This is a genomic window from Hymenobacter negativus, from assembly GCF_016056375.1.
GTDB classification, from domain to species: Bacteria; Bacteroidota; Bacteroidia; order Cytophagales; family Hymenobacteraceae; genus Hymenobacter; species Hymenobacter negativus_A.
Genome location: NZ_JAEDAE010000003.1, coordinates 332,399 through 357,739, shown reverse-complemented (window position 1 = coordinate 357,739; position 25,341 = coordinate 332,399). Strand labels below are relative to the sequence as shown.

Annotated in this window: 16 protein-coding genes and 1 pseudogene; 10 read left to right on the top strand and 7 right to left on the bottom strand. The window is 63.0% G+C overall.

The window, feature by feature from the left end; genetic code table 11:
* The first annotated feature begins 655 nt into the window (after nucleotides 1-655).
* A pseudogene (gltB, locus tag I7X13_RS09525) lies at nucleotides 656-5,197 on the top strand (glutamate synthase large subunit).
* 150 nt (nucleotides 5,198-5,347) lie between these two features.
* Nucleotides 5,348-6,811 carry a glutamate synthase subunit beta gene (locus tag I7X13_RS09520; protein ID WP_198075300.1) on the top strand — a complete coding sequence of 488 codons (1,464 nt, stop codon included), beginning with the start codon at nucleotides 5,348-5,350 and terminating at the stop codon, nucleotides 6,809-6,811.
* A gap of 5 nt (nucleotides 6,812-6,816) precedes the next feature.
* On the opposite strand, the gene I7X13_RS09515 is transcribed toward I7X13_RS09520, so the two are convergent.
* From I7X13_RS09515 to I7X13_RS09495, 5 genes are all read right to left on the bottom strand, one after another.
* Nucleotides 6,817-8,361, bottom strand: coding sequence for a SulP family inorganic anion transporter (locus tag I7X13_RS09515; RefSeq protein ID WP_198075299.1), 1,545 nt, complete (start codon nucleotides 8,359-8,361; stop codon nucleotides 6,817-6,819).
* Between the two features lie 283 nt (nucleotides 8,362-8,644).
* The gene (locus I7X13_RS09510; protein ID WP_198075298.1) at nucleotides 8,645-9,820 is read right to left on the bottom strand and encodes an FAD-dependent oxidoreductase; all 1,176 of its coding nucleotides are present in this window, start codon (nucleotides 9,818-9,820) and stop codon (nucleotides 8,645-8,647) included.
* A gap of 32 nt (nucleotides 9,821-9,852) precedes the next feature.
* Nucleotides 9,853-10,611: a helix-turn-helix domain-containing protein gene (locus I7X13_RS09505; RefSeq protein ID WP_198067806.1), complete on the bottom strand. Its 759-nt coding sequence runs from the start codon at nucleotides 10,609-10,611 to the stop codon at nucleotides 9,853-9,855.
* 157 nt (nucleotides 10,612-10,768) lie between these two features.
* Nucleotides 10,769-11,776 (bottom strand): SMP-30/gluconolactonase/LRE family protein, encoded by a 1,008-nt coding sequence (locus I7X13_RS09500; protein ID WP_198075297.1) that lies wholly within the window; start codon nucleotides 11,774-11,776, stop codon nucleotides 10,769-10,771.
* 149 nt (nucleotides 11,777-11,925) lie between these two features.
* Complete coding sequence (locus I7X13_RS09495; RefSeq protein WP_198075296.1) at nucleotides 11,926-13,092, bottom strand: NAD(P)/FAD-dependent oxidoreductase; 1,167 nt, start codon at nucleotides 13,090-13,092, stop codon at nucleotides 11,926-11,928.
* Between the two features lie 98 nt (nucleotides 13,093-13,190).
* Between I7X13_RS09495 and I7X13_RS09490 the strand changes: the two genes are divergently transcribed.
* From I7X13_RS09490 to I7X13_RS09470, 5 genes are all read left to right on the top strand, one after another.
* The gene (locus tag I7X13_RS09490) at nucleotides 13,191-13,895 is read left to right on the top strand and encodes a GAF domain-containing protein (protein ID WP_198067803.1); all 705 of its coding nucleotides are present in this window, start codon (nucleotides 13,191-13,193) and stop codon (nucleotides 13,893-13,895) included.
* A 210-nt stretch (nucleotides 13,896-14,105) separates the two neighbouring features.
* On the top strand, nucleotides 14,106-14,816 hold the full coding sequence (locus tag I7X13_RS09485) for a GAF domain-containing protein (RefSeq protein ID WP_198075295.1): 711 nt from the start codon (nucleotides 14,106-14,108) through the stop codon (nucleotides 14,814-14,816).
* 150 nt (nucleotides 14,817-14,966) lie between these two features.
* On the top strand, nucleotides 14,967-16,133 hold the full coding sequence (locus I7X13_RS09480) for a 1-deoxy-D-xylulose-5-phosphate reductoisomerase (protein ID WP_198075294.1): 1,167 nt from the start codon (nucleotides 14,967-14,969) through the stop codon (nucleotides 16,131-16,133).
* Between the two features lie 146 nt (nucleotides 16,134-16,279).
* Nucleotides 16,280-17,626, top strand: a complete 1,347-nt coding sequence (gene rseP / locus I7X13_RS09475; RefSeq protein WP_198075293.1) for an RIP metalloprotease RseP — start codon at nucleotides 16,280-16,282, stop codon at nucleotides 17,624-17,626.
* Between the two features lie 167 nt (nucleotides 17,627-17,793).
* On the top strand, nucleotides 17,794-18,297 hold the full coding sequence (locus I7X13_RS09470; protein ID WP_198075292.1) for a DUF6702 family protein: 504 nt from the start codon (nucleotides 17,794-17,796) through the stop codon (nucleotides 18,295-18,297).
* A 73-nt stretch (nucleotides 18,298-18,370) separates the two neighbouring features.
* Here the strand turns inward: I7X13_RS09470 and I7X13_RS09465 are convergent, their stop codons facing one another.
* Nucleotides 18,371-19,036, bottom strand: coding sequence for a DUF2461 domain-containing protein (locus tag I7X13_RS09465; protein ID WP_198075291.1), 666 nt, complete (start codon nucleotides 19,034-19,036; stop codon nucleotides 18,371-18,373).
* 197 nt (nucleotides 19,037-19,233) lie between these two features.
* Nucleotides 19,234-21,699: a bifunctional YncE family protein/alkaline phosphatase family protein gene (locus I7X13_RS09460; protein WP_198075290.1), complete on the bottom strand. Its 2,466-nt coding sequence runs from the start codon at nucleotides 21,697-21,699 to the stop codon at nucleotides 19,234-19,236.
* Between the two features lie 177 nt (nucleotides 21,700-21,876).
* On the opposite strand from I7X13_RS09460, the gene I7X13_RS09455 reads away from it, so the two are divergent.
* The 3 genes from I7X13_RS09455 to I7X13_RS09445 all read left to right on the top strand — a co-directional run bounded on the left by I7X13_RS09455 (nucleotide 21,877) and on the right by I7X13_RS09445 (nucleotide 25,194).
* Nucleotides 21,877-22,638, top strand: coding sequence for a L,D-transpeptidase family protein (locus I7X13_RS09455; RefSeq protein ID WP_198075289.1), 762 nt, complete (start codon nucleotides 21,877-21,879; stop codon nucleotides 22,636-22,638).
* Nucleotides 22,639-22,694: 56 nt separating this feature from the next.
* Entirely contained in the window at nucleotides 22,695-24,038 is a 1,344-nt protein-coding gene (locus I7X13_RS09450; protein ID WP_198075288.1) for a glycosyltransferase family 87 protein, read from the top strand.
* Between the two features lie 61 nt (nucleotides 24,039-24,099).
* Complete coding sequence (locus I7X13_RS09445; RefSeq protein ID WP_198075287.1) at nucleotides 24,100-25,194, top strand: TolB family protein; 1,095 nt, start codon at nucleotides 24,100-24,102, stop codon at nucleotides 25,192-25,194.
* The last annotated feature ends 147 nt before the right edge of the window (nucleotides 25,195-25,341 follow it).

The following is a 25,341-nucleotide window of genomic DNA, read 5'->3' as shown; positions in this document are numbered from 1 at the left end:
ACGTGGCCGGCCGCAATTGCGGAAACGCGGCGGGCTGGGCACTATTGTCCGGTGCGCGCCAGGGTCGTACTTCGCGGCATCGTGAACGTCTCATCTGCTGCCTCGGGTCTCCCCCACTCCCCGGTTGCTACGGCCGGCAGATGATTGGGCTCGAAAACATGCCCCGTTCCAGCTCCGGAAGCGAATAAAAGGGGAAGCAGACCTTGTATTGGGTGGGGGACTTGTGAATAGTTATTTCTGAAAACGTTTGAGCCCTGCTGATTTCAGGGTGCTCTGAACTATTCCAAAAAAGCAACTCATTCTCCTTGAAGTCGCAGTTCAATCCGGAAAAAAGCGCTTTTAACTTACAGTTGCTTGCGGACTGACGATGCGCGGGAGAGAACCTCACTCCCGGCCCCTCTCCTTGGGGAAGGAGACAGCGGAAATGCTTCTGATAGATAATGTCCTGCTCCCCTCTCCCTAAGGAGAGGGGCCGGGGGTGAGGTTCCGGCGTCAGGCGGCACGTTTTGACATCGTACAACCACTTGAATCAAAACACTAAATACCAACCATATACTACTAAATATCCCTTATTCAGAAATAGTAAACTCACGTACTCCGCCATTTCCTTTCCCGCTCTGACTCTGTTCCTTGTAAATGACCACGCCCCTCTGCTATGACATTCAACAGCCCGCCACCCTCCTCCACTGCTCCTCAGGGCCTCTACCGCCCCGAATTTGAACACGATGCCTGCGGGACTGGTTTCATCACCTCCCTCAACGGCCGCAAAACGCATCAGACGATTACCGACGCGCTGGCCATGCTGGAAAACATGGAGCACCGCGGCGCCTGCGGCTGTGATTCCGACTCCGGCGACGGGGCCGGGCTGCTCATCCAGATTCCGCATTGGTTTCTGCTGCAGGAGTGCGTGGCGCTGGATATTCGCCTGCCCGAGCCGGGCAGCTACGGCGTGGGCATGGGCTTTTTGCCCAAGGATGAAAAGCTGCGCGAAGACTGCCGCGAAGCAATCAATGGAGCCGCCGCGCGGCTGGGATTTCCGCTGCTGGGCTACCGGCCCGTGCCGGTGAACCCGACCGGCATTGGCCCCACGGCGCTGGCGGCCGAACCGGTGATGGAGCAGGTGTTCTTCGGCCGCCCGGCGGGTATTACGAATCAGGAGGACTTCGAGCGCAAGCTCTACGTGCTGCGTCGCTTGATTTTTAAGACGGTGCGCGAGACGGTGCCGGCGGCGATGGAGGTATTCTACTTCGCCTCGCTTTCCTGCAAAACCATTGTCTACAAAGGCCAGTTGACTACCTACCAGGTGCGCGGCTACTTCCCCGACCTCAGCGACGAGCGGGTGACGTCGGCGTTCGGGCTGGTGCATTCGCGGTTTTCCACCAACACATTTCCGAGCTGGAAGCTGGCCCAGCCGTTCCGGTTTCTGGCGCACAATGGCGAGATTAATACGCTGCGCGGCAACCTGAACTGGTTTTATGCGGGCTTACGCAGTTACGTATCGCCCTACTTCTCGGCGGAGGAGATGGACATGCTGCTGCCGGTGGTCGATGCCGGGCAGTCGGACTCGGCCTGCCTCGACAACGTGGTGGAAATCCTGCTGCACTCGGGCCGCCCGCTGCCGCACGTGATGATGATGCTGGTGCCCGAAGCCTGGGACGGCAACACCCAGATGGACCCGCTCAAAAAAGCCTTCTACGAGTTCCACGCCACCTTTATGGAGCCCTGGGACGGCCCGGCCGCCCTCATTTTCACCGACGGCCAGCAGATTGGGGCCATGCTCGACCGCAACGGCCTGCGCCCGCTGCGCTACCTCGAAACCACCGACGGCCGCGTGCTCGTCGCTTCCGAGGCCGGCGTGCTCCACATCGACCCCGCCACCGTGGTGCAGAAAGGCCGCCTGCAGCCCGGCAAGATGCTGCTGGTGGATACCGTGGCCGGCCGCATCATCACCGACGAGGAGCTGAAAACCCAGGCCGCCGGCCGCCAACCCTACGGCGCCTGGCTCAACGAGTACCAGATTCGCCTCGAAGAGCTGCCCGAGCCGCGCCAGATGTTCACGGATTTGGCGGCCGATGCGGTTTTCAAGTACCACCAGGTATTCGGCTATACCCGCGAAGACATCGACGTGCTCATCACGCCCATGGCGCTGGACGGCAAGGAGCCCATCGGCTCGATGGGCGTGGACGTGCCGCTGGCCGTGCTTTCTGACCAGCCGCAGCACCTGAGCAGCTACTTCAAGCAGTTTTTCGCGCAGGTCACCAACCCGCCCATCGACCCCATTCGGGAGCGGCTGGTGATGAGCCTGGCTACTTTCCTGGGCAACAACGGCAACATTCTGGACGAGGACAAGCACCACTGCCATTGCGTGGCCCTGCGCCAGCCCATCCTCAGCAACCACGAGCTGGAGAAGCTGCGCAGCATCGACACCGGCATGTTCAATGCCAAAACCTTGCAAACCTATTTCCGGGCCGATGGCAAGCCCGGCGCCCTCGAAGATGGCCTCGCCCGCCTCTGCCGCTACGCCGAAGACGCGGTGCACGACGGGTTTGAAGTGTTGATTTTGTCAGACCGCGCGGTGGACTCTTTGCACGCGCCCATTCCCTCACTGCTGGCGGTTTCGGCCGTGCATCACCACCTCATCAAGCTCGGCTGCCGGGGTTCGGTGGGCTTGGTGGTAGAGGCCGGCGACGTGTGGGAAGTGCACCATTTCGCCTGCTTGCTGTCGTTCGGGGCCACGGCCATCAACCCCTACCTGGCACTTTCCACGGTGCGGACCATGCGCGAGGCGGGCCACTTGAACACCTCGCTCGACCAGTCGCAACTGACCTACAACTACATCAAAGCCGTGTGCGACGGCCTGCTGAAGATTTTCTCGAAAATGGGGATTTCCACCCTGCAGAGCTACCACGGCGCGCAGGTGTTTGAGATTCTGGGGCTGAACCAAGCCGTGGTGGACGCCTATTTCTGCGGCGCGGTAACGCGAATCGGCGGGCTGGGATTAGATGAAATAGCCCGTGAAACGCTGTACAAGCATTTTCAGGGATTTAAGAGCACCACTCCCGAGGAGCAAACACTGCTGCCCGACGGCGGCCTCTACCACTGGCGGCGGCGCGGTGAGGCGCACATGTTCAACCCCGAAACCGTGCACCTGCTGCAACTAGCGACGCGCACCAACAATTACGCTACCTATCAGCGGTATGCGAAGTTGGTGAACGAGCAGCCGGAGCGCATGTTTACCCTGCGCGGCCTGCTGGGTTTTGCCCGCCACCGCGACCCGATTTCACTCGACGAAGTGGAGCCGGCCGAGGGCATTATGCGGCGGTTTGCGACTGGGGCCATGTCGTTTGGCTCGATTTCGCACGAGGCGCACAGCACGCTGGCCATTGCCATGAACCGCATTGGCGGCAAAAGCAACACCGGCGAGGGCGGCGAAGACCCACTGCGCTACGAGCAGATGCCCAACGGCGACTCCATGCGCTCGGCCATCAAGCAGGTGGCTTCGGCCCGCTTCGGCGTGACCGCGCACTACCTCACCAACGCCGACGAGCTGCAAATCAAGATGGCCCAGGGCGCCAAGCCCGGTGAGGGCGGCCAATTGCCCGGCCACAAGGTGGACGAGTGGATTGCCAAAGTGCGCCACGCCACGACCGGCGTCGGCCTGATTTCGCCCCCGCCCCACCACGACATCTACTCCATCGAAGACCTGGCCCAGCTCATCTTCGACCTGAAAAACGCCAACCGCGCCGCCCGCATCAACGTGAAGCTGGTGAGCAAGGCGGGCGTGGGCACCATCGCGGCCGGTGTCGCCAAGGCCCACGCCGACGTCATTCTCATTGCCGGCTACGACGGTGGCACAGGTGCCTCGCCCATCAGCTCCATCAAGCACGCCGGCCTGCCCTGGGAGCTGGGCCTGGCCGAAGCCCACCAGACACTTGTGCGCAACCAGCTCCGCAGCCGCGTCGTGCTGCAAGCCGACGGCCAACTGAAAACCGGCCGCGACCTAGCCGTGGCCGCCCTGCTGGGGGCCGAAGAATGGGGTGTGGCAACCGCCGCGCTGGTGGCCGGCGGCTGCGTGATGATGCGCAAATGCCACCTCAACACCTGCCCCGTGGGCGTGGCCACCCAAGACCCCGAGCTGCGCAAGCTCTTTACCGGCCAGCCCGAGCACATCGTGAACCTGTTCCGCTTCCTGGCCGAGGAGCTGCGCGAAATCATGGCTGAGCTGGGTTTCCGCACCATCAATGAGATGGTGGGCCGCCCTGAATTCCTGAAAGTGCGCGAGGGCATCACCCACTGGAAAGCCCGCCACCTCAACCTCGCCGACATGCTGCACCCCGCCGTGAACATCTCCGGCGGCACGCTCTACAACAGCGAGGCGCAGGACCACGGCATCCACGGCATTCTGGACTGGCAGCTGCTCGACCACGCCCAACCGGCCCTGAATGAGCAAACGCCGGTTTTCGCCGAGTTCGAGGTGCAGAACATTGACCGCACCATCGGCACGCTGCTTTCCAATGAGATTGCCAAGCGCTACCATGCTGCCGGCCTGCCCGCCAACACGATTAACTACCGCTTCCGTGGCTCGGCGGGCCAGAGCTTCGGGGCGTTCAGCGTAGCGGGGCTTTCGTTCTCGCTCGAAGGCGAGGCCAACGACTACGTGGGCAAGGGCCTAAGCGGCGCACAGCTAGCCATCTTCCCCTCCCCCGCCGCCCACTTCGTGCCTGAGCAAAACATCATCATCGGCAACGTGGCGCTGTACGGGGCCACCTCCGGCGCGCTGTTTGTGCGCGGCCAGGCTGGCGAGCGGTTTGCCGTGCGCAACTCCGGTGCCACCGCCGTGGTGGAAGGCGTGGGCGACCACGGCTGCGAGTACATGACGGGCGGCCGTGCCCTTATCCTAGGCCAGACGGGCCGCAACTTCGCAGCCGGCATGAGCGGCGGCATTGCCTGGGTCTACGACCCTAACGGCACGTTCCCAACCAATTGCAACCCCGAAATGGTGGAACTCGACCCGCTCGACGCCGACGACGAGGACCAGATTCAGGAGCTGCTGCGGCAACACGTGGAACTGACGGGCAGCTAGGTCGGCGCGTTCCTGCTGGGAAACTGGCCGGAGGAAGCCGGGAAGTTCGTGAAGGTGTTTCCGAGCGAGTATAAGAAGGTGCTGCAAAAGGCACGGTATGCGGAGGTGAGGTAATGCCCTCATGTGGTGCCTCACCCCCGGCCCCTCTCCCGGGGAGAGGGGTGCCAGTCGACTACAAACAGCGCATAACCGGTTCCCCCTATCCATCGGAGAGGGGGTCAGGGGGTGAGGCCCACGTCTGCGCCATTAAAATAATCAGTCAACATGCCCAACCCCACCGGTTTCAAAGAATTCGCCCGCCAGCTGCCGCCCAAAGCCGCGCCGCAGGAACGAGTGGCCCACAACCACGAGTTCGTGGGCACCTACGACGAAAGCCAGCTCACCCAGCAGGCCAGCCGCTGCATGGATTGCGGCATTCCGTTCTGCCATTCGGGCTGTCCGCTAGGCAACATCATCCCTGAATTCAATGATGCCGTGCGCGATGAGAAATGGGAAGATGCCTACCAGATTCTCGGCGCCACCAACAACTTCCCGGAATTTACCGGCCGCATCTGCCCCGCGCCCTGCGAGGCGGCCTGCGTGCTCAGCATCCACAGCAGCCCGGTCGCCATTGAGGAAATCGAGAAGCACATCATCGAAATTGCTTTCGCGAAAGGCTACGTGCAGCCCACCGCGCCGGTCCTGAAATCGGGCAAGACGGTGGCCGTAGTAGGCTCGGGGCCGGCGGGGCTAGCGGCAGCGGCGCAGCTGGCGCGGGCTGGCCACAGCGTCACAGTGTTTGAGCGCGACGACCGGCCCGGCGGCCTGCTCCGCTACGGCATCCCCGATTTCAAGCTGGATAAATGGGTCATCGACCGCCGCATCGACCTGCTGAAGGAGGACGGCATCATGTTCCGCTGCAACACCGAAATCGGCCGCGACCTGCCGCTAACCCAGCTCCGCCGCGACTTCGACGCCGTGGTGCTGGCTGGCGGGGCCAGCGTGCCGCGCGACCTGAACATTCCCGGCCGTGAGCTGCCGGGCATCCACTTCGCCATGGACTACCTCACCCAGCACAACCGCCGGGTGAGCGAGCTGGCGCTGACCGATGCGCCCATCTGGGTGGAAGGCGAGGACGTGGTAGTCATCGGCAGCGGCGACACGGGCTCCGACTGCGTGGGTACGGCCAACCGCCAGCGGGCGCGGTCCGTCACGCAGTTTGCCCTCATGCACCAGCCCGGCACCGAACGTCCCGCCCACACGCCCTGGCCACAGGAGCCGCACATTTTCCGCAGCAGCACCTCGCACGAAGAAGGCTGCCAGCGCTACTGGGGCATCAACACCAAGGAATTCCTGGCCGATGAGGCCGGCCGCCTCCGCGCCCTGCGCGTGAGCGACGTGACCTGGGAAACCGACGTCATGGACCGCCGCATACGCTTCGAGGAAGTGCCCGATTCCGACCGCGAAATCCCCTGCCAGCGCGTGCTACTGGCCTTGGGCTTCACCGGCCCTCGCGTGGATGGCTTAGGAGCCGACTTGGCGTTGGACCCACGCGGCAACGTGCTGGCCGACGACAAAACCTTCATCACGAACCAGCCAAACATCTTCGTGGCCGGTGACATGCGCCGCGGCCAGTCACTGGTCGTCTGGGCCATCTCGGAAGGCCGTGAGGCCGCCCGGCAAGTGGATTTGCTGCTGACCGGCAAGACGGCACTGCCGAGTAAGAATGCGGTGGGAATGTTTAGCTGAGTTGCTCACCCCGCCCGCTCCTCCCCCACCACAGCATACTGCGGGTCCTCCTCAACGTTCACCTCAATCAGCGCTCCGGCGTTGCTGAGTAGCTGGCGGCAATCGGGGCTGAGGTGACGCAGGTGCAGGGTTTTGCCGGCGCGGTGGTAGCGCTCGGTGAGCTTGTGCAGGGCGTCAATGGCCGACATATCGGCCACGCGGCTGTCGCGGAAGTCGATAATGACTTCGGCGGGGTCGCGGGCTACGTCGAACTTTTCGCCGAAGGCCTGGACGGAGCCGAAAAAGAGCGGGCCGTAGATTTCGTAGTGCTTCACGCCGGCCGCGTCGAGGTGGTGGCGGGCGCGGATGCGCTTGGCGTTTTCCCAGGCAAAGGCCAGGGCCGACACCACCACGCCCAGCAGCACGGCCAGCGCCAGGTTCTGCGAAATGGCCGTGACCAGCGTCACGAGTAGCATCACCAGCACGTCGGTGCGGGGCATGCGGCGCAGGATGCGCAGGCTGGCCCACTCAAACGTGCCGATGACCACCATGAACATTACGCCCACCAGCGCGGCCAGCGGCAGCCGCTCAATCACGGGCGCGCCCACCACCACGAACAAAGCCAGCGCCACCGCCGCCACCACGCCCGATAGCCGCCCGCGCCCCCTCGATTCGAGGTTGACCATCGTCTGGCCAATCATGGCGCAGCCGCCCATGCCGCCGGTCAGGCCCGAGGCCACGTTGGCCAAGCCCTGGGCCACGCAGTCCTGGTTGCCGCGGCCGCGGGTATCGGTCATTTCGTCCACCACCGTGAGGGTGAGCAGGCTTTCGGTGAGGCCCACCAGCGCCATAATGAAGGCGTAGGGAAGCACCAGCGCGAACGTGGCCCAGGTGAAGGGCACCTGCGGCAAGTGCAGGCTGGGCAGCCCGCCCGCGATGGAGGCAATGTCGCCCACCGCTTTGGTTTGCAGCCCGCCGAAAATCACCAGCGCCGACGTGACGACGATGGCCACCAGCGAGGCCGGTACTGCCTTCGTGAGGCGCGGCAGGAAGTACACAATGGCCATCGTGAGGGCCACCAGCCCCGCCATCAGCAGCAATGCGTTACCGGTGAGCCAGTGCTCGGCCCCGGCCGCGTCGCGCACCTTGAACTGCTCCAGCTGCGCCATGAAGATGATGACGGCCAGGCCATTCACGAAGCCATACACCACCGGCTGCGGCACCAGCCGAATGAACTTGCCCAGCTTCAGCAACCCGATGGCAATTTGAATCAGACCCATGAGAGCCACGGCCAGAAACAAGTATTCGGCCCCGTGCTGCTCCACCAGCGCCACGATGACCACCGCTACCGAACCGGCCGCGCCGGAAATCATGCCCGGCCGCCCGCCGAATACACTTGTGATTAAGCAGATGACAAATGCCGACCCAATGCCCACCAGCGGGCTGATATGGGCCAGCAGCGCAAAGGCCACCACCTCGGGCACCAGGGCCAGTGCGGTGGTAAGGCCGGCGAGAATTTCGTTTTTAGGATTGGCTTTGTATTGCGAGAAATAAGCGGAAAGCGAAGACATTAATAGCGGAGAAAAAGGCAAAAGAAAAGCCGCACGCTTCCGGCGGGAAGCGGCGGCACTAGGGTTTGGGGCCTATTCTCAGGGTGGGGTGAGCTTAAAAATAACGCGAGGCAAGAAGGGTGTAGGTGCGCGCAAAGGTACGGTTACCGGTTTAGCTGAAGTGGATAAATAACGCCAAGCCAAACGCAGCCGAGGTATCTCGCTTGGGCTAGCAATCCAATTATTAGGGGTTGCTGCTGCACGCGATAGGCCTCGGCTGCGCTTGTATAAGTTACTCTCATCGTTACATCTTGGAGCCATGCGGCGCCCCAAATAGCTCCACCAGGTATCCCAGCGCTCCCGGCGCGTGCAGCCGCTCGGTCTGCTCCAGGGTTTCCTGGGCTACTGCCGAGGCACGCTGGCGCATGTCCTGCTCGTAGTGGGCAATGGCTGCCTGCATGGTTGGGAACAGCTCGCTGGTCAAGTACTCGCTTAACTCCAGGGCGTCGAGCATGGCCATGTTCACGCCTTCGCCGGCGTAAGGCGGCATGAGGTGGGCCGCGTCGCCGAGCATCGTGAGATTGGGCTGGGCGGGCCAGGTTTGGTCGAGGGGCATGCAGTACTGCGGCCGCGGCACACAACGGGTGGTTTCGCTGGCGAACAGCTCCTGCCAGATTTCATCCCAGCCCGCAAACCCCTGCCGGAACCAGGCCCGCACTTCGGCCGCGTCGGCGAAGTCGATGCCGCTGTCGCGCGCCCAAGTTTCGGGCATTTTGCAGCCGGTGTAGAAGGTCAGGCTGCCGTCACCTTTGGCGCTTACCACCAAGGTTTTTGCATCATCAAGCGCAAAGATTTTTCCGCCCTTCGTCAGCGCGTGCAGCTGGGGCGCGTTTTGCGCCGAGTCGTACACGGTGCCCTCCACTATGGTCACGCCCGAGTAAAAGGGCCGAATGGGCGTGAGCAGGGGGCGGATTTTGGAGTTAGCCCCGTCGGCTCCGATGAGGATATCCGCCGTGGCCGTGGCGCCGCCCTGGAACGTGAGCTGCCAGCCGGCGCCCAGCGGCTGCACCGCCAGCAGCTGGCTATCCCACACCACCGTGCCGGGCTGCAGCGAGTCGAGCAGAATGTCGCGCAAGGGGCCGCGGTCGATTTCGGGCCGGAACGCCGCGTCGCCGAACGTGTCGGCGGAGGCATCGGCGTGCTGGTCGAGGGCTACGGTGGCGTGTTTATCGGTCAGGCGCAGGAGGTCGGCACCGGGGCGGTAGTGGGCCCGGAAGGCGTCGAGCAGGCCCGCGGCGCGCAGGGCGGCCAGGCCCGATTCGTCGTGCAGGTCGAGGGTGCCGCCCTGCACCCGCTCGCGGCGGCTGCGGTCGCGCTCGTATACGCGCACGGCGGCGCCTTGCTGCTGGAGCAGGCGGGCCAGGGTGAGGCCGCCGGGGCCGCCGCCCACAATGGCTACTTGTTTGTGTTGCAATAACATGGCTGAACGGGTTTCGTAAGTTCAGCACAAAATTATTTTCCGGGCAAAGCCGATAATTGTATAAATCGGTCGTCCTGGTTGCGGGCCAGTTCTTTAGGCACCACGCCCGCGTACTTTTTGATTTCGCGTATGAAATGGGCTTGGTCGGCGAAATTTTCTTCAGGGAAAAGCCGGCCGGCCTTAAGCTGCGGCAGCGAGGCCCGAAACCGCAGAATGTTGGCGTAAGCCTTCAGCGAAAGGCCAAATTGCTGGGTGAAGTACCGGTTGATTTGCCGGCTGCTCCAGCCCGCCGCTTTGGCCAGGGCTTCCACGGTCAGAGCGCCATTGCTGGCGTAAAGCTGCTCGAAAAGCTTGCGCTTCCGGGCATCTAATTCGGCGGGCATTTGCTGCGCAATAGTCGTTGCAGCCTTGGCGCAGAAACCGTCGAAATCGCGCAAGTCGGCCGCACTCAGGCCCAGGTAGTCGGACGGTAACGGGCAGCCGCTTTCCAGCAAGCCGGCCAGCCGCACGGGCAGCAGGTATTCCGCTGCCAGCAGTTTCAGGCTAATGGCAAACACGGGCCGGTGCGGCGGAATGACCTGCGCGCTGGGCTGGGTATCGAGTCCGCGCAACGTCACCTGGTAGCCTTCGGGCGCAGTATTTGTAAAAAACACGTCAATCCTCCCATCGGGAATGAGCACCATCGGCTGCGCGGCGTCGGCGTGGTTTACCAGCATCCAGAAGCTTTCCACGAACCCGGCCAGCGCCGGGGGCGGCTGAAACTCGCGCAGCTCAATGTCGCTGAAAGCCATTGTGATATTGATTCATTTCCTGGATGATAGCAGCGGCTGCCTGGTAACTAGTACCGGTTCAACTTACGGAATGTGCCGACGTTACAACGCCCTTGCGCATCGGCCGGCCACCGGCCAGCAGACGCACAAGGGCGCATTTTACTTCTTGAGCCGGGTTTTAAAACGCCGCTTTCACGATGCGGAAGCGCGGGGCCGTGGCGCTGTACGGGTACAGCACGTAGGCGTCGGAGCCGCGCTTGGTGATGGTGGTGGGGCTCACGGCGCCCGTGGCGAAGCTGCCCGTGGCCGTGGTGCTGGCCCAGGCATCGGTGCTGGCCATGCGGAACACGGTGCCTTGGCTGCCGGCCACCACCAGCAGGGTGTTGTTGTCGAACAGCAGCAGGCCGTCGGCGCCCACCAGGCTTTGCGTCTTGGCTACCGTAGTGAAGCCGAGGGGATTGCCGACAGGCACTTTGTACAGCGTGCCGTCGCTGGTTTTGGCCGTGAGCAGGTAGCCGTCGGGGTGGTACACGATGCCGTTAAGGCCAAAGCCGGAGCCGCCGCTGAGTTGGCTGTTTTCCAGAAAAACCGTGGCTTTGCCTTGCAAATCAACCTTGTAGATAATAGGCGACATGCTGTCGGTGATGTAGGCGTTGCCGTCTTTGTCTACGGCAATGTCGTTGGCGAAGTGGTTGGGGTTCCTCCCAGGGTCGGCCAGGCCGCCTAAGTCCACGAAGCTGCTCAGCGCGCCGGTGCTCGTGTTGAAGATGGCCAGGGCGGCCAGTTTGCCTTTGGTCGGGGCATTCACCACGCTGGGATTAAAGCCGTTGTCGGACACGGCCGCCAGCAGGCGCGAGCGCGAGGCATCGAGGTTGAGGCCGATAGTGGAAATCAGCTTGGAATCCTTACCAAACTCCGTGTAGGTGCTGTCGTCGCGCACGGTGCCCACGGTGCCTTTGGCGCGGGAACTCACGTAGAAGCGCTTGTTGGCTTCGTCCCACTGAATGCCTTCGGGATAGATGCCGGCTTGCCGCACGGAGATTTGAGCGGGATTGGTGACGGCCGGCGTGTCGTCATCTTTGGAGCAACCCGGCAGCAGGACCAGAAGCCCGGCGGCGGCCGTCAGGCGCGCGAAACGGGGCAGCGAAGCAAAGCCGGCTGCGGCCGGTGAGAGTCGATTAGCCATAATGAGCAGGAATAAGGAACAGTGAATGAGGTGCCTGCTTGTACGAACCTCATCCGTACGCGGCTGCTCAAAACGGCTTATTCTTAGCCCAAATAGATTAAAAGCACATTAAAACTGTCGCTGTGCCATGGGCCACCAACTTCAGCTTGCTATCCAATTGCCTTCTGCACCCACGGTTTGAGCCCCGGCACGCGGGCCAGGCACACGGCCGCATTCACCAGCCACGCTTTGTTGCTGAGGAAGCGCATGAGGCGGTAGCTTTTGGCCAGCTTCCGGCCGATTTTATGCTCTACGCGCGCATCATACTGCCGCATGAATTCGGCGCTGAAATCTTGTTTTTCAAAGCAGGACGCAGCCTGCGCGCCCGCTAGTATTCCGCTCTGAATAGCCGTATCGATGCCGTGGCCCTGAAGGGGGTCAATCAGCGAAGCCGCGTCGCCGCACAGCATGAACCGGCCGCCACTAATGCGCCGAGTGCGCCCCCCGCCCAGCGGCAGACCGAAGCCCACTATGGGCCCCAATTGCCGGGCCTGGGCAAAGCGGCCGGCCAGCTCGGGGTGGGTGGCCAGCACGTGGGTCAGCGTCTCTTTGAGGTCGACTTTGTGTTCCGACACAATTTCGGACAACATGCCCAGGCCCACGTTGCAGCGCCCCTCCCCCACCGGAAACAGCCACACGTAACCAGCCAGGTAGTCGCTGCTGAGAAAGAACTCCGTGGTGCCGCTGCTGGCGCCGCCCACGTTTTCGTAGTAGGCCCGCACGCCGGCGCAGTGGTGGGCGCGGTCGAGCGGGGCGGGCAGCAGCTTGCGGCCCACCACGGAGTTGGCGCCGTCGCAACCTATTACCACGCCGCAGGTCAGCTCGGCGCCTTCGGCCAGGTGCAGGCGCACGGCCTCGGGCATCACCTCCAGGCCTTTAAGACCCGTGTTTTCCAGAATAGTGGTGTCGGAATGGGCCCGCACCAAACCCAGCAGAGCCGCGTCGAAGGTTTCGCGGGGGCTGTTGAAGCTAGGCAGCTTCCATTGCAGCGTGAGGCCGGCGCCGCTGGGAGCCACGAGGCGGGAGTCGCGCACGTCGTCGCGCGGCTGCAGCTGCCATAATTCATCCACGAAGGCGGGGTCGAGTTGGCGCAGAGCCTTGAAGGCCTGGCCGGGCACGGCGTCGCCGCACACCTTGTCGCGCGGGAACTGGGCCTTGTCGAGCAGGGCCACGCGCAGGCCGCTGTGGCGCAAAGCCAGCGCGCAGGCCGTGCCCGCCGGCCCGGCACCGATGATGGCGACGTCGTAGTCGAGAATATTTTCGGGAAAACCAGACACGGCACCAAAGGTAACGGGCGGCGCCCGGGCGGCTGGACGCGGGCACGTCACATTTTCGGTCATTCTGCGTATCTTCATCTACACTTCAGCTCCTGGCCTTGACTGCTCTACCGAACATCCTGCTTCCGGCCGATGACGCGGCCCGCCTCCAGGCCCTCGGCCGCTACCGGCTGCTGGACGCGCACCGCGAGCAAATCCTCGACGATGTGGTGGCCGCCACCGCCCACCTCTTCCGGGTTTCCAACGCCATGCTCACCATGGTGGAGGGCACTACAGTACTGCTCAAAGCGCCTTACAACCTGCCGGTACCCCTCGAGCGTCTGCCCCGCGAGCAAAGCCTGTGCTCGGCCACCGTTCTGCAAAACGAGACGGCCGTATTCGAAGACCTCAACCAAAAGAGCGCGCCGGGCGTCGATATTTCGTTGATTCTGCAATTGGGGCTGCATTTCTACGCCGGCCACAACCTGCGCACGGACGACGGCTACAACATCGGTACGCTCTGCCTCTTCGATGGCCCGCCCCGCCACTTCCCGTCCGCCGAGCGCCACCTGCTGAGCCAGCTGGCCGCCCTGGTCATGCACCTACTGGAGCTGCGCCGCGTGATGGGGCCACATTCCGGCCTCACGGCGCTGCTTTGGGGCACTATTTACCGTAGTATGAGCGAACAGCTGGCGGTGCTCAATAACCTGGCCCAGCACGCAGGTCCGCCCAATGGCCCGCTTGCCCCGGCCGTGGCGCAGGAAGCCAGCAGCATTGTGGCCAACTTGGACCAGTTGGTGGCTAACACCCTGCGCCGCAAGTAGCCGCGCCAGCACAACTCGTCGGAGAATTTTCCTGACCTGTTTGGGGTTTGCGTTGAAAACCGCCCCCTCAACCCGGTGCAATCACGTAACCCTGGCCCGCTGCCCGGGGTACAAGCAGCACCTGAAAGCTCGGCGGTAACCGCGTCCGCTCCCGTGGCCGGCCAGAACCAAGCGCTTCTTACCAGCCGCTCCTATTTACCTCTTTTTATTTTGGTTGATACTTCTAGTTCCCTGATACCGGCCAACGACGCGGCCCGGCTGCACGCCCTCGAAGGCTACCAGTTGCTGGACGCACGCAGCGAAAAAGTGCTGGATGATGTGGTGGCCGCCACGGCCCGGCTCTTCGGCGTTTCCAACGCCATGCTCTCCATTGTGGAAAAGGACGAAGTGCTGGTGAAAGCGCCTTACAACCTGCCGGTGGCCATCGAGCGGGTACCGCGCGGACAAAGCATGTGCTCGGCCACCATTCTGCAGGACGAAACGGCGGTGTACGAAGACATGAATAAGGCCAGCGCGCCCGGCGTCGATATTTCCTTGCTTCAGCAGCTGGGCCTGAGCTTTTATGCCGGCCACAACCTGCGCACCCCCGACGGCTACAACCTCGGCTCGCTGTGCGTGTACGACGGCCCGCCCCGGCAGTTTGCCCCCGTCGAGCGCGAACTGCTGGCCACTTTGGCCGGCTTGGTGATGCGCCTGCTGGAGCTGCGCCGCACCCTGGGCGCACACGCCGACAGCACCGCCGTGCTCTGGAACCCCGTGTACCGGGCCATTGGCGGGCAGCTTTCCCGCCTCAGCGCCCTGGCCGAGCGCACCACGCCTCCCGGTGGCCCCGCTCAGCTCACGGAAAGTGTGGTGGCCGAGGTAAAATCCATTGCGGGCGTAGTCGACCAGTTTGTGACGGCCACCCTCAAGCGGGTGTAACCGTCCGTTGCCCTGTCATTCCGACGCAGGAGGAATCTGAGTGAAGTGGTCAGAACTGCTTACTTCGGGTTCCTCGTGCGTCGGCATGACAATCTGGTTGGTGAGCGCAGGGGCAGCGTACTTTTGCGCCGTTTCCGTGTTTGCATCATTATGCTTGAAGAAAAGAAGGTAAAAACGCTGGCCCTGCTAGGCGCAACGGGTTCCATTGGTACGCAGGCGCTGGAGGTGGTGCGGCAGCAGCCGGGCCGGTTCCGGGTGGCGGTGCTCAGCGCGCAGCGGCAGTGGGAACTGCTGGCGCAGCAGGCGCGGGAGTTTCGGCCCGCCGCCGTGGTTATCGGCGATGACAGCCTGTACCAATCCCTGAAAGCCGCCCTGGCCGACCAGCCCGAAACCGAGGTGCTGGCCGGCGCCGCAGCCCTGGCCGAAGTAGTTACCCGGCCCGAAATCGACATCGTGCTTACCGCCCTCATGGGCTACGCCGGACTGCTGCCCACGGTGGCCGCCATCCGGGCCGGCAAGGACATTGCCCTCGCCAACAAGGAAACCCTGGTGGTGGCCGGCGAGCTGATTACCAGCCTCATCAAACAGCACAAAGTGCGCCTGCTGCCCGTCGATTCGGAGCACTCGGCCATTTTCCAGTGCTTGGTGGGCGAGGAAGTGAACCCCATCGAGAAAATCATTCTCACCGCCTCGGGCGGCCCCTTCCGCGGCCGCTCGGCCCGCGAGATGGAGGCCGTGACCAAGGCCCAGGCCCTGAAACACCCCAACTGGGAGATGGGCGCCAAAATCACCATCGACTCGGCTTCGCTCATGAACAAGGGCCTGGAAGTCATCGAAGCCAAGTGGCTCTTCAGCCTGCGCGATGAGCAGATTGACGTGGTGGTGCACCCGCAAAGCATCGTGCACTCGCTGGTGCAGTTCGAGGACGGCTCGCTGAAAGCCCAGCTCGGTTTGCCCGATATGAAACTGCCCATCCAGTACGCGCTGGGCTACCCGCAGCGGCTGGCCAACACCTTCCCGCGCTTCTCCTTTCTCGATTACCCTACGCTCACGTTTGAGGCGCCCGACCGCGTGGCATTTCCCAACCTGGAGCTGGCCTTCGGGGCCATGCGGCGCGGTGGCAACGCGCCCTGCGTGCTCAACGCGGCCAACGAAGTGGCCGTGGCCGCATTTTTGCGGGAGCAGGTGGGCTTCCGTCAAATGTCAGACCTAGTGGCCGAGTGCCTGGCGCGGGTATCGTACCTTGCAGAGCCGATATTGGCCGACCTGGTGGCTACCGACGCGGAAACGCGGCAGTTGGCCGAAAGCCTGGTCTGACAACTTTTGTCATGCTGACGAAGGAAGCATCTTATCACGGCTACTTTCGTCAGATTTACTCATACATGCAGCGCGAGCGTGATAAGGCCCTTCGACCTCGCTTAATGCGCGACATGCTCACGATAACAGATTAATAAAAATTCCCCTTGGCTATCCTCACCATGATTGGCCAGCTTGTGCTGGCACTTTCTATCCTCGTTGGCTTGCACGAATTCGGCCATTTCGCCTTCGCCAAGCTCTTTAAAATCCGGGTCGATAAGTTCTACATCTTCTTCGACTTCCTGTTTCCGATGCCCAACGTGGCCAATTTCGCGCTTCTGAAAAAGAAGATTGGCGAGACGGAATACGGCATTGGTTGGTTCCCGCTGGGCGGGTACGTGCAGATTCACGGCATGATTGACGAGACGCAGGACGCCTCGGCCCTGGCCGGCCCGCCGCAGCCCGACGAGTTCCGCGGCAAGCCCGCCTGGCAGCGCCTGCTGGTGATGCTCGGCGGCATCATCATGAACGTGGTGCTGGGCATCATCATCTTCGGGGCGATGACGTTCCATTACGGCGACACGTTTCTGCCGGCTTCGGAGGCCCGCTACGGCATTCTGCCCAACGGCTTGGGCCGCGAAATCGGCTTCCGCACCGGCGACAAGATTGTGAAAATCAACGGCCGCCCGTTCGATGAGTTCGATGATGTGTACAAGCCCGAGGTCATTATGGGCGACAACTCCTACTACACCGTGGAGCGCAATGGGCAGCTGGAAGACATCAAAATTCCAAAAAACTTCCTCGACAAATTTGGCAAGCAGAGCGCCGACAGCCTGCTGGTGCGCCCCCGCGAAACCTTCGCCGTGGACCGCGTGACGCCCGGCGGCAACGCCGCCAAAGCCGGCCTGCAGGTGGGCGACGTGATTACGAACGTGGCCGGGCAGCCGGTGCAATTCTTCGATGAGCTCCAAGCCGTGCTGCTGGCCAACAAGGACAAGACCGTGCCCGTGCAGGTGCAGCGCGGTGGCCAGCCCCTCACGCTGAACATTGCCGTCACCAGTTCGGGCCGCATCGGCTTCGAGCGCAAGTCGACCCTGCAGCTCGGCACCCGCAAGTACACGCTGGCCGAGTCCATTCCGCAGGGCGTAAGCAAGGCCTTTGGGGTGATTGGCTTACAGGCGCGGGCCTTCGGCAAAATTTTCAAAGGCGAAGCATCGGCATCGGAAAGCCTGGGCGGGCCGGTGGAGATTGCGCAGCAGTTCGGCGGTACCTGGGACTGGCAGCACTTCTGGGGCCTGGCCGGCGGCCTGAGCATGGTGCTGGCCTTTATGAACCTGCTGCCCATTCCGGCCCTCGATGGCGGCCACGTGGTGTTCCTGCTCTACGAGATGATTCTGCGCCGCAAGCCATCGGACAAGTTTCTGGAAGGCGCCCAGCGCGTGGGCACGGTCCTGATTCTGGCCCTGATGGCGTATGTGATTGTGTTCAAGCAGGTGATGAAGCTGTTCCACTAAACGGAACTTATACCTGTCATCCTGAGCGCAGCGAAGGACCTTACCACGATTGAACGATGCAGGTAACTTACTTGGTTACTGCCGTTGTTTCAGCGTGATAAGGTCCTTCGCTGCGCTCAGGATGACGGAAACCTCTCACATCAGCACTCTTAAATCATTCTTTCCCCATGCGCCTGCTCACCCTCCTCGCGGCTGCGCTGCTCCTCTTTCCGCTGGCAGGGGCCGCGCCGGCGTTTCACGCCTATCACTCCACCATCACGGAGATGCGCTACAACGCGGCTAAAAAGCAGCTGGAATTTTCAGTTAAAGTCTTCGTTGACGACTTCGAAAAGGCGCTTTCGCAGGGCCAGCCCACCCGCGTTAACCTCGCCGATGCCGGCCCGCGTCCGCTGGTGCTGGCCACGGCGTACTTCCAGCGCACCCTGCAGGTGAGCGTGAGCAGCGGCAAGCCGCTACTGCTGCAAGTGCTGGGCATGCAGGCCGAAAACGACGGCTGCTGGTTCTACTGCAAAGTGCCCCTGCCCGGCCCGGTCACAGCCGTGAAGCTGCGCCAGGCCGTGCTGCTCGACACCTTCGCCGACCAGATGAACATCGTGAATATTGAGGCCAACGGCAAGAAGCAGAGTGCCCTGTTCCGCGCCGGCCACGAGGAAGAAACCATCGGTTGGTAATGTAGCGTGGACTCTGCGAGTCCGCGCCTTCGTGAACGGAAGCTAGCCCAGGCGCGGACTCGCAAAGTCCACGCTACGCCTCAATTGCGCCGCGCAGGAACTGGCAGAACGGCACCATCGCCGCAAATACGTCCACTACGTGGGCCCGAAAATCGGCGTGGCTCAGCACTTCGGCATCGCTCAGCTGGTGCGTGGCGGTGAAGCTTTTGTGCTTTAGCAGCTCGATTTCGGGGTGGTCGACGGAATAGGCGGCAGGGGATTTTTTGAGCTTGTCGCCGCTCATCGTGCCGAAGTAGCGCCGGAAATCGGGCGCGGCCAGAATGGCTTTCAGCTTGTCGGCGTTGTAGTCGATTTCCTGGCGGATGGCGGCCAGTTGCGCTTTATCGGGCATGTAGAAACCGCCGCCGATGAGCGTATTGCCATTGGGGCCAATCTGCACGTAGTAGCCGGGTGTTTCAATATCCTTGCCGCTGGCGGTGAAATAGGCCGAAAAGTGCGTTTTATACGGGTCTTTGTTGTTGCTAAAACGCACGTCGCGGTAGATGCGGAAGATGCTCTTGCGGCCTTCGGGGCCGGCGATGCCCGGGTCCAGCTTAGCCAGCTCCTGGTACCAGAACTCGGCGTCTTCCTCAAATTGCTTGCGTAACGCGTCGTAGGTGGCCTTGCGCTCCTGGAACCAGGGCCGCTCGTTATTTTTGGTGAGGGCAGTGAGGAAAGTGAAGAGGGGTTTGAGCTGCATAGCTTGAGAAGTGTGGTCAGTCGGACTCCCCTCACCAAGGAGGGGATGTTTCAGCTTTAGCTGAAACGGGGGGTGGTTGTTGGCGTTGAACAGCCTCGTCAGGCTTTCGTTCGGAATTATCCCAATGCCAACAACCACCCCAACTGCCGCGGCGCGGCAGCGTCTCCTCCTTGGTAAGGAGGGGAGTTTTCGTTTACTCAATCCTCTTCTTCTTCATGCTCAGCCTTCGCCTCGCGCACGGCGGCGCTGCGGCGTGGGGCGGGCATGCGGCTGTGCTCGCCCCGAATGGCCTGCCAGATGTTCTCGTTGAAGGCAAGGTCGGGGGCGGCGTCTTCGCGGGTCAGGTCGAACTTTAGGGAGCGGCGGGCGGGGGCGTTGAAGGCGGTGTTGCGCACGTCCTGCGGCGTGGTGGCGGGGCGCAGGGTGTAGGGTTTGAAATCGGGCTTGGCGGTAAAGCAGGCCCAGAGCGGCAGGGCAGCGGCATCGTACTGGCTCATGGGCGGCAGGCCGAGAATGAGCTCCAGCGTGCGCAGCATGCCCGAGGTGGTGTAGGCGGTGTGCACCACGGCGTGGCGGCGAATGTAGGGCCCCACCAGGTAGGCCGTGGAGCGGTGCGCGTCGATGTGGTCGGGGCCGTTCTGGGCGTCGTCTTCCACTATCATCACCACCGACTCCTTCCAGACGGGACTTTTCGAGAGGTGCTCGATGAGGCGGCCGAGGGCTAGGTCGTTGTCGGCGGCATAGCTCAGGGGGCTGAGTTCGCCCTTGCGGGCGCCGTAGGTGTGGTCGTTGGGCAGGCGGATGATGCTGAGGTCGGGCAGTTGGTTGGCGGCCACGAGGCGGTCGAAATCCTGCTCCCAGATTTGCTCGCGGTTCACGTCGCGCACGTGCAGGTCGAAGCCGGCGTAGGCTTCGCAAAAGTGGCCCTGGAGGGCCGGCACGCTGGCTTTGCCCTTGTACACAAATTCCCCGTAACTGCGGAAGCTGCGGCCGGCGCGGCGGCAATAGTCCCACAGGAAGCCGTCTTTGGGCTCGGCTACTTCGCCCCGGCGGCCTTCAAAATCGTACTCGCCGCCCCGGCCGCTGTAGCTGACCGGCCAGTTCTTCTCGACATAATCGGTGGCGTAGGCGGCGGTGCTCCAGTTGTGGCCATCGGCACTTACTTCGGCATCCACGTAGAAATTATCGAGCAGCACAAACTCCCGGGTGAGGGCGTGGTGGTTGGGCGTTACTTTTTCGGGGAAGAGGCAGAGGCTGGCGTCACCGTTGCCGGCCGGCAAATCACCCAACACCTGGTCGTAGGTGCGGTTTTCCTTGATGATGTAGAAGACGTGCCTGATGGGCGAGGCCTCGCCCACGCGCTGGGGCACGGGGCTGCCGACGGGCACTTCGGGCGCGGCCTCGCGGGCTTTGGTGAAGGGTGTGTTGGCATAAACTTGGGCGGAGAACGCAGCCAGAGCTTTTTCGTCGGGCACGGGCAGGCGCGAGAGCGAGCCCAGCAGCAACCCGCCGATGTAGCCTTTGCCCTTTTCGCCGTCGTCGCGCACCGGGTTGGGGCCGTCGGGATTGGGCTTGGAAGTGATGCCTTTGCCGTTGGCAATCAACAGCTGCTGGCCCACCACGCGCACCGCCGTGGGGTACCAGCCCGTGGGGATGAAGCCCAGCGGACGGCTGGCACGGGGCTCCCGCACATCAAACACGGCCAGGCAGTTGTTGTCGGCATTGGCGATGAAGAGTTGGGAGTCGTCGGCGCTCAGGGCCAGGCCATCGGGTGTGCTGCCGGCGGGCGAGGCGGGAAAAAGAGCCGTATTCAGCGTTTCGGTGACGAGGCCGGCGCGGGTGTCGATGACGGAAACCGAGTTGCTGTTAGCGTTGGCCACAAACAGGCGGCGGCCGTCGCGGGTCAGGGCGAGGTCGTTGGGGTGGCTTTCGACGGGAATCGAAGCCAATAGCTGTTGCTTTTCGGTATCATAAACCGCCACCGCATGGCCGCCCCAGAGCGTGACGTAGAGCCGCGTACCATCGGGACTGAGCAGGGCGCCGTATGCCTCGGCCGGCAGCCTGAGGGTGCGCAGGACGCGGCGCGTTTTCAGGTCGAAGGTGTAGAGCGAATTATCCTCCCGCGTCACGGCGTAGAGCGCGTTGCGGCGGCCATCGACGGCGAGGCCGGCCACGCCGATTTTCTGCTTCGGCCATTTCGCACCCAGCACGAAGGCGCTGTCGGGCTGGAGCTTCTGGCCCTCGATGTGGAAGCAGTGAATGCGGTTGTGCTGCCCGCCAGAGGCGTAGAGCGAGCGGCCATCGGGCGCGAAAGCGAGGCCGGCCCAGGCAGCAGGCACCACTTCGGTATCGAGCACCTGGCCGGTGGCGGCGTCGAGCAGCTGCACCGAGTTTTCGCCCCAGCCGGTGTTCACTACGGCGGCCAGGCGGCCGTCGGGGCTGGTTTGCAGGCTCAGGGGCAGGTCGCCGAGGGGCGTGGTGGTGCCGGCGGGGCTGAGCTTCCAGCCGTTGGAAAGCAGTGTCTGGCCGGTGCCGGCGATGGGACCGGGCAGCACGCCGGGGGCTTCGGGCGAGGCTTTGGTGCTGGGGTTGCCGGAGCAGCCGAGCAGCGCCAGCAGCGACAGTAAGGGCGCGAAACGGCGGTATTTGACGGAAATGTGCATAAGCGGGCGGCCGAGCGGAGCAACACCCGCGCCAGCCAACGCGAAGGTAGCGGGCAGGCCGCGCCGCGCCCATTAAGTGGGCGTTACCGATGCGGTGCGCGAACTTTTATCATCGGCATAAAATAGAAACTCCTGAATGCCGTTGTAGCCGCATTCCTCTTCATTACGGTTCTTTTTATGCTGCGTCGACTCTCGTGCTGCGTGCTGTTGGTATTGCCCGTTTTTCAGCTGCTGGCCCAGTCCTGCACCCCGCCCGCCGGTGGCCTGCCGGGCGCGAATCCGGCGGATTTCTGGAGGCAGCAGCGGCAGTTTCCGCGCGTGCGGGCTGCTGAAGCGGCTACCGGCCCGGCCGTGGCCAACCTGCTGCGCACCCACTACCTCGACCCGCGCCGGCTCGAAATCATGTTTCGCCTGGTGAAAACCCGGGTGGAACTGGAAGTGTGGGCGCGCAACCAAGGCGGTGGTCCGTTTGAGCTGCTCCACGCATATCCATTGGCAGCCACTTCGGGCTCGCTCGGTCCCAAGCGCCGGGCCGGCGACTACCAGGTGCCGGAAGGCTTCTACGAAATCGACCGCTTCAACCCCAAGAGCAATTACCACCTCTCGCTGGGCCTCAACTACCCCAACGCGGCCGATTTGGCGCTGGGCGAGCCCAACCCCGGCGGCGACATCTTCATCCACGGCGGCGAAGCCAGCATCGGCTGCATGCCCATCACCGATGCCGGCATCGAGGAAGTGTATTTACTGGCCGTTACGGCCCGGGCCGCCGGGCAGGCGGTCATTCCGGTGCACATTTTTCCGTTTCCACTCACGGAAGTAGAGCTGGCGAAGCACGCCACCAGCCCGCACCTGGCCTTCTGGCGCGGGCTGATGCCGGGCTACGCGTATTTTGAAAAGCACCACGAGCCGGCCGAGTTGCTGCAGCTGGCCGCGAAGTAGCGCGAACTTTCGCGGGGCAGCATTTCGGTTATGGCTCGCGCTGCTACCTTGCCGCTGTGCCGCGCTTATTTCTGCTCTTTCTGGTTTTAATTGCCCTGTTCAACGTCAGCCGCGTGCTGCGCGAGCCCCGCCCGGACGCCGACCGGCCCATGGATTTCCGCACCTGCTACGTGGGCCAGGCCGTGCTGCGCCAAGGCCAGAACCCTTACGCCGACGCCACGCTCAAAAGCGGCTGGCAACGCATCATTCGGCAGGAAAACATCCGCAGCCGCACCCAGCCGGGGCTGCCCAACCTGCCCTTTCTGTACCCGCCGTGGGCGGCGGGGCTATTCGGACTCACCATCGGCCGGCTGCCCTATGCGCTGGCGTGGCCGCTGTGGTATGCGCTGGCCCTGCTGAGCCTGCTGCTGCTGGCAAAGCTGTGGCCCAAAGCGCTGCGCATCAAAAACACTGAAATGGTGCCGTGGTGGCAGTTTCTGCTGGCAGCCGTGGCGCTGAAAGGCACGGTGCCGGCCCTGCTCACCGGCCAGCCCACGTTTGCGGCGTTGGCGCTGGGCGTGGGGGCGCTGGCGCTGGGCCGCAGGGTGCAGCGTGCTGCTAATGGCACCGATACTAGAAATGAACAACCCGCGACAGTTATTTCCGAAGCCGCATCAGTCTCACAAATTGCGGGCACAAAGCCACTTTGGCAACCAATAGCAACCGGCGTATTGCTGGGCCTTGCTGCCTTCAAAGTCACGCTGCTCCTGCCCTTCGCCGCGTGGTTTCTCTGGAAAAAGCAGTGGCTGACGCTGGCTGTGGCCGCCGCTGTGGGGTCGCTGCTGAGTACGGTGGCGTTCTGTTGGGCCAATTATCCAGCCGATTTATTGCCCACCTACCAGCACCTGCTGGCCCAGGTACGCGCCCAGTCCTTCGACCCCGCCGACCCTGACTACCCCCTCACCCAGGGCCTGACGCTGCGCCTGGAGCTGGCCAACGTGCTGGAATGGCTGTGCCCCGGCAGCAGCTCTTGGCACGTGGTGCTGCACAGCGTGCTATGGCTGGGAGCCGGGCTGCGGCTGCTCTGGCTGCGGCAGCAGCGGGTGCCCCTGGCCGACTGGTACCTGTTTCTGGTGCTGAGTACACTCACGCTACTCACCACTTACCACTTGTATTACGATGCCATTCTGCTGCTGCCGCTGCTGCTTTTTAGTCGCTTCCTGTCGTGCCGGTGGCAGTGGGGGCTGCTGGTTTTAATGTTGCCTTTGCTGCTGCCGCTCAACGGATTTGCGTTGGCGCTGGGCAACCCGGCGGGGCTGCATTTCCTGTATTTTCTGCCGCCGCTGGGGTTGTTGGGCGTACTGTGGCTGCTGCTGGCGCGGCCAGTCAGGGCAATAGGGGATTTGTCGGGCCGCTTATGATGCTACACCACCCGGCACGGTTTTTTCGTTAACTCCGCATTACCAATTGCCCCGATTACTCATGAAACGCCTTTTTCTTGCCTTGCTGCCGCTGCTGCTCACCCTGGCTGCCAGCGCCCAGCGCCCTACCGATATCTGGTATTTCGGCCAGCAAGCCGGCCTGACTTTCGCCGACGGCAACACCCCCAAGCCGCTGAACGACGGCAAGATGAGCACCTACGAGGGCTGCGCCGTGGCCACCAACTCCAGGGGTGAGCTCCTCTTCTACACCAACGGCGAGACCGTATGGAACCGCAAGCACCAGCCCATGCCCAACGGCCGCCAGCTGATGGGCAGCGGCAGCAGCACCCAGTCGGCCCTCATCGTGCCCGACCCCGGCTCGGGCAACATCTTCTACATCTTTACGGTGGCGCCGCAGGGCACGCCCAACGGCCTGCGCTACTCCATCGTGGACATGACCCGCGCCGACGGCTTCGGCGACCTGCCCCGCGTGAACCTGCTGCTCATTCAGCCGGTGGCCGAAAAGCTGGCCGCCGTGCGCCACGCCAACGGCAAGGACGTATGGGTGGTGGCCCACCGCTGGAACTCCAACGCCTTCGTGAGCTACCTCGTCACGGCCGATGGCGTAGCGGCCAAGCCGCTGATGAGCAACGTGGGCAGCATGAACGCCGGCCCCGGCCGCAACGCCATTGGCGCGCTCAAATTCTCGCCCGACGGCAAGCACCTGGCGGCCGCGCTCTGGCGCGAAACCAACAAGTTTGAAATCTATGATTTCGACCGCAATACCGGCAAGGTGAGCGACCCGCGCAGCTTCGGCCCCTTTGCCGAGGCCTATGGCGTGGAGTTTTCGCCCGACGGCAGCAAGGTGTACGGCACCTGCAACGGCACCGGCGGCGGCGAAACCCAAATCTGGCAGTTCGACCTCAAAACGAAAAGCAAAACGCTGGTCGGCAAGTCGGCCAACCGCAAAATCGGCGCCCTACAGCTCGGGCCCGACGGCCGCATCTACGTGGCCCGCGAGGACAACCCCAACCTCGGCGTCATTGAGCAGCCCAATGCCTTGGGCAAGGACTGTAAATACGTGGACGAAGGCCTGAAGCTGGGTGGCCGCCGCAGCAAGCTGGGTCTGCCGGCTTTTGTGGTGGTGCCGAATTAGAGCGGCTGTCATTGCGAGCGGAACGAAGCAACCCGTCCTGTACAATGTAATAAGCCTTGAGATGTAAAAAGCCCCGGTACTGTGCGGTACCGGGGCTTTCTGGTAAAAGAAAATGTCTGGTATTGACAGGACGGATTGCTTCGGCTA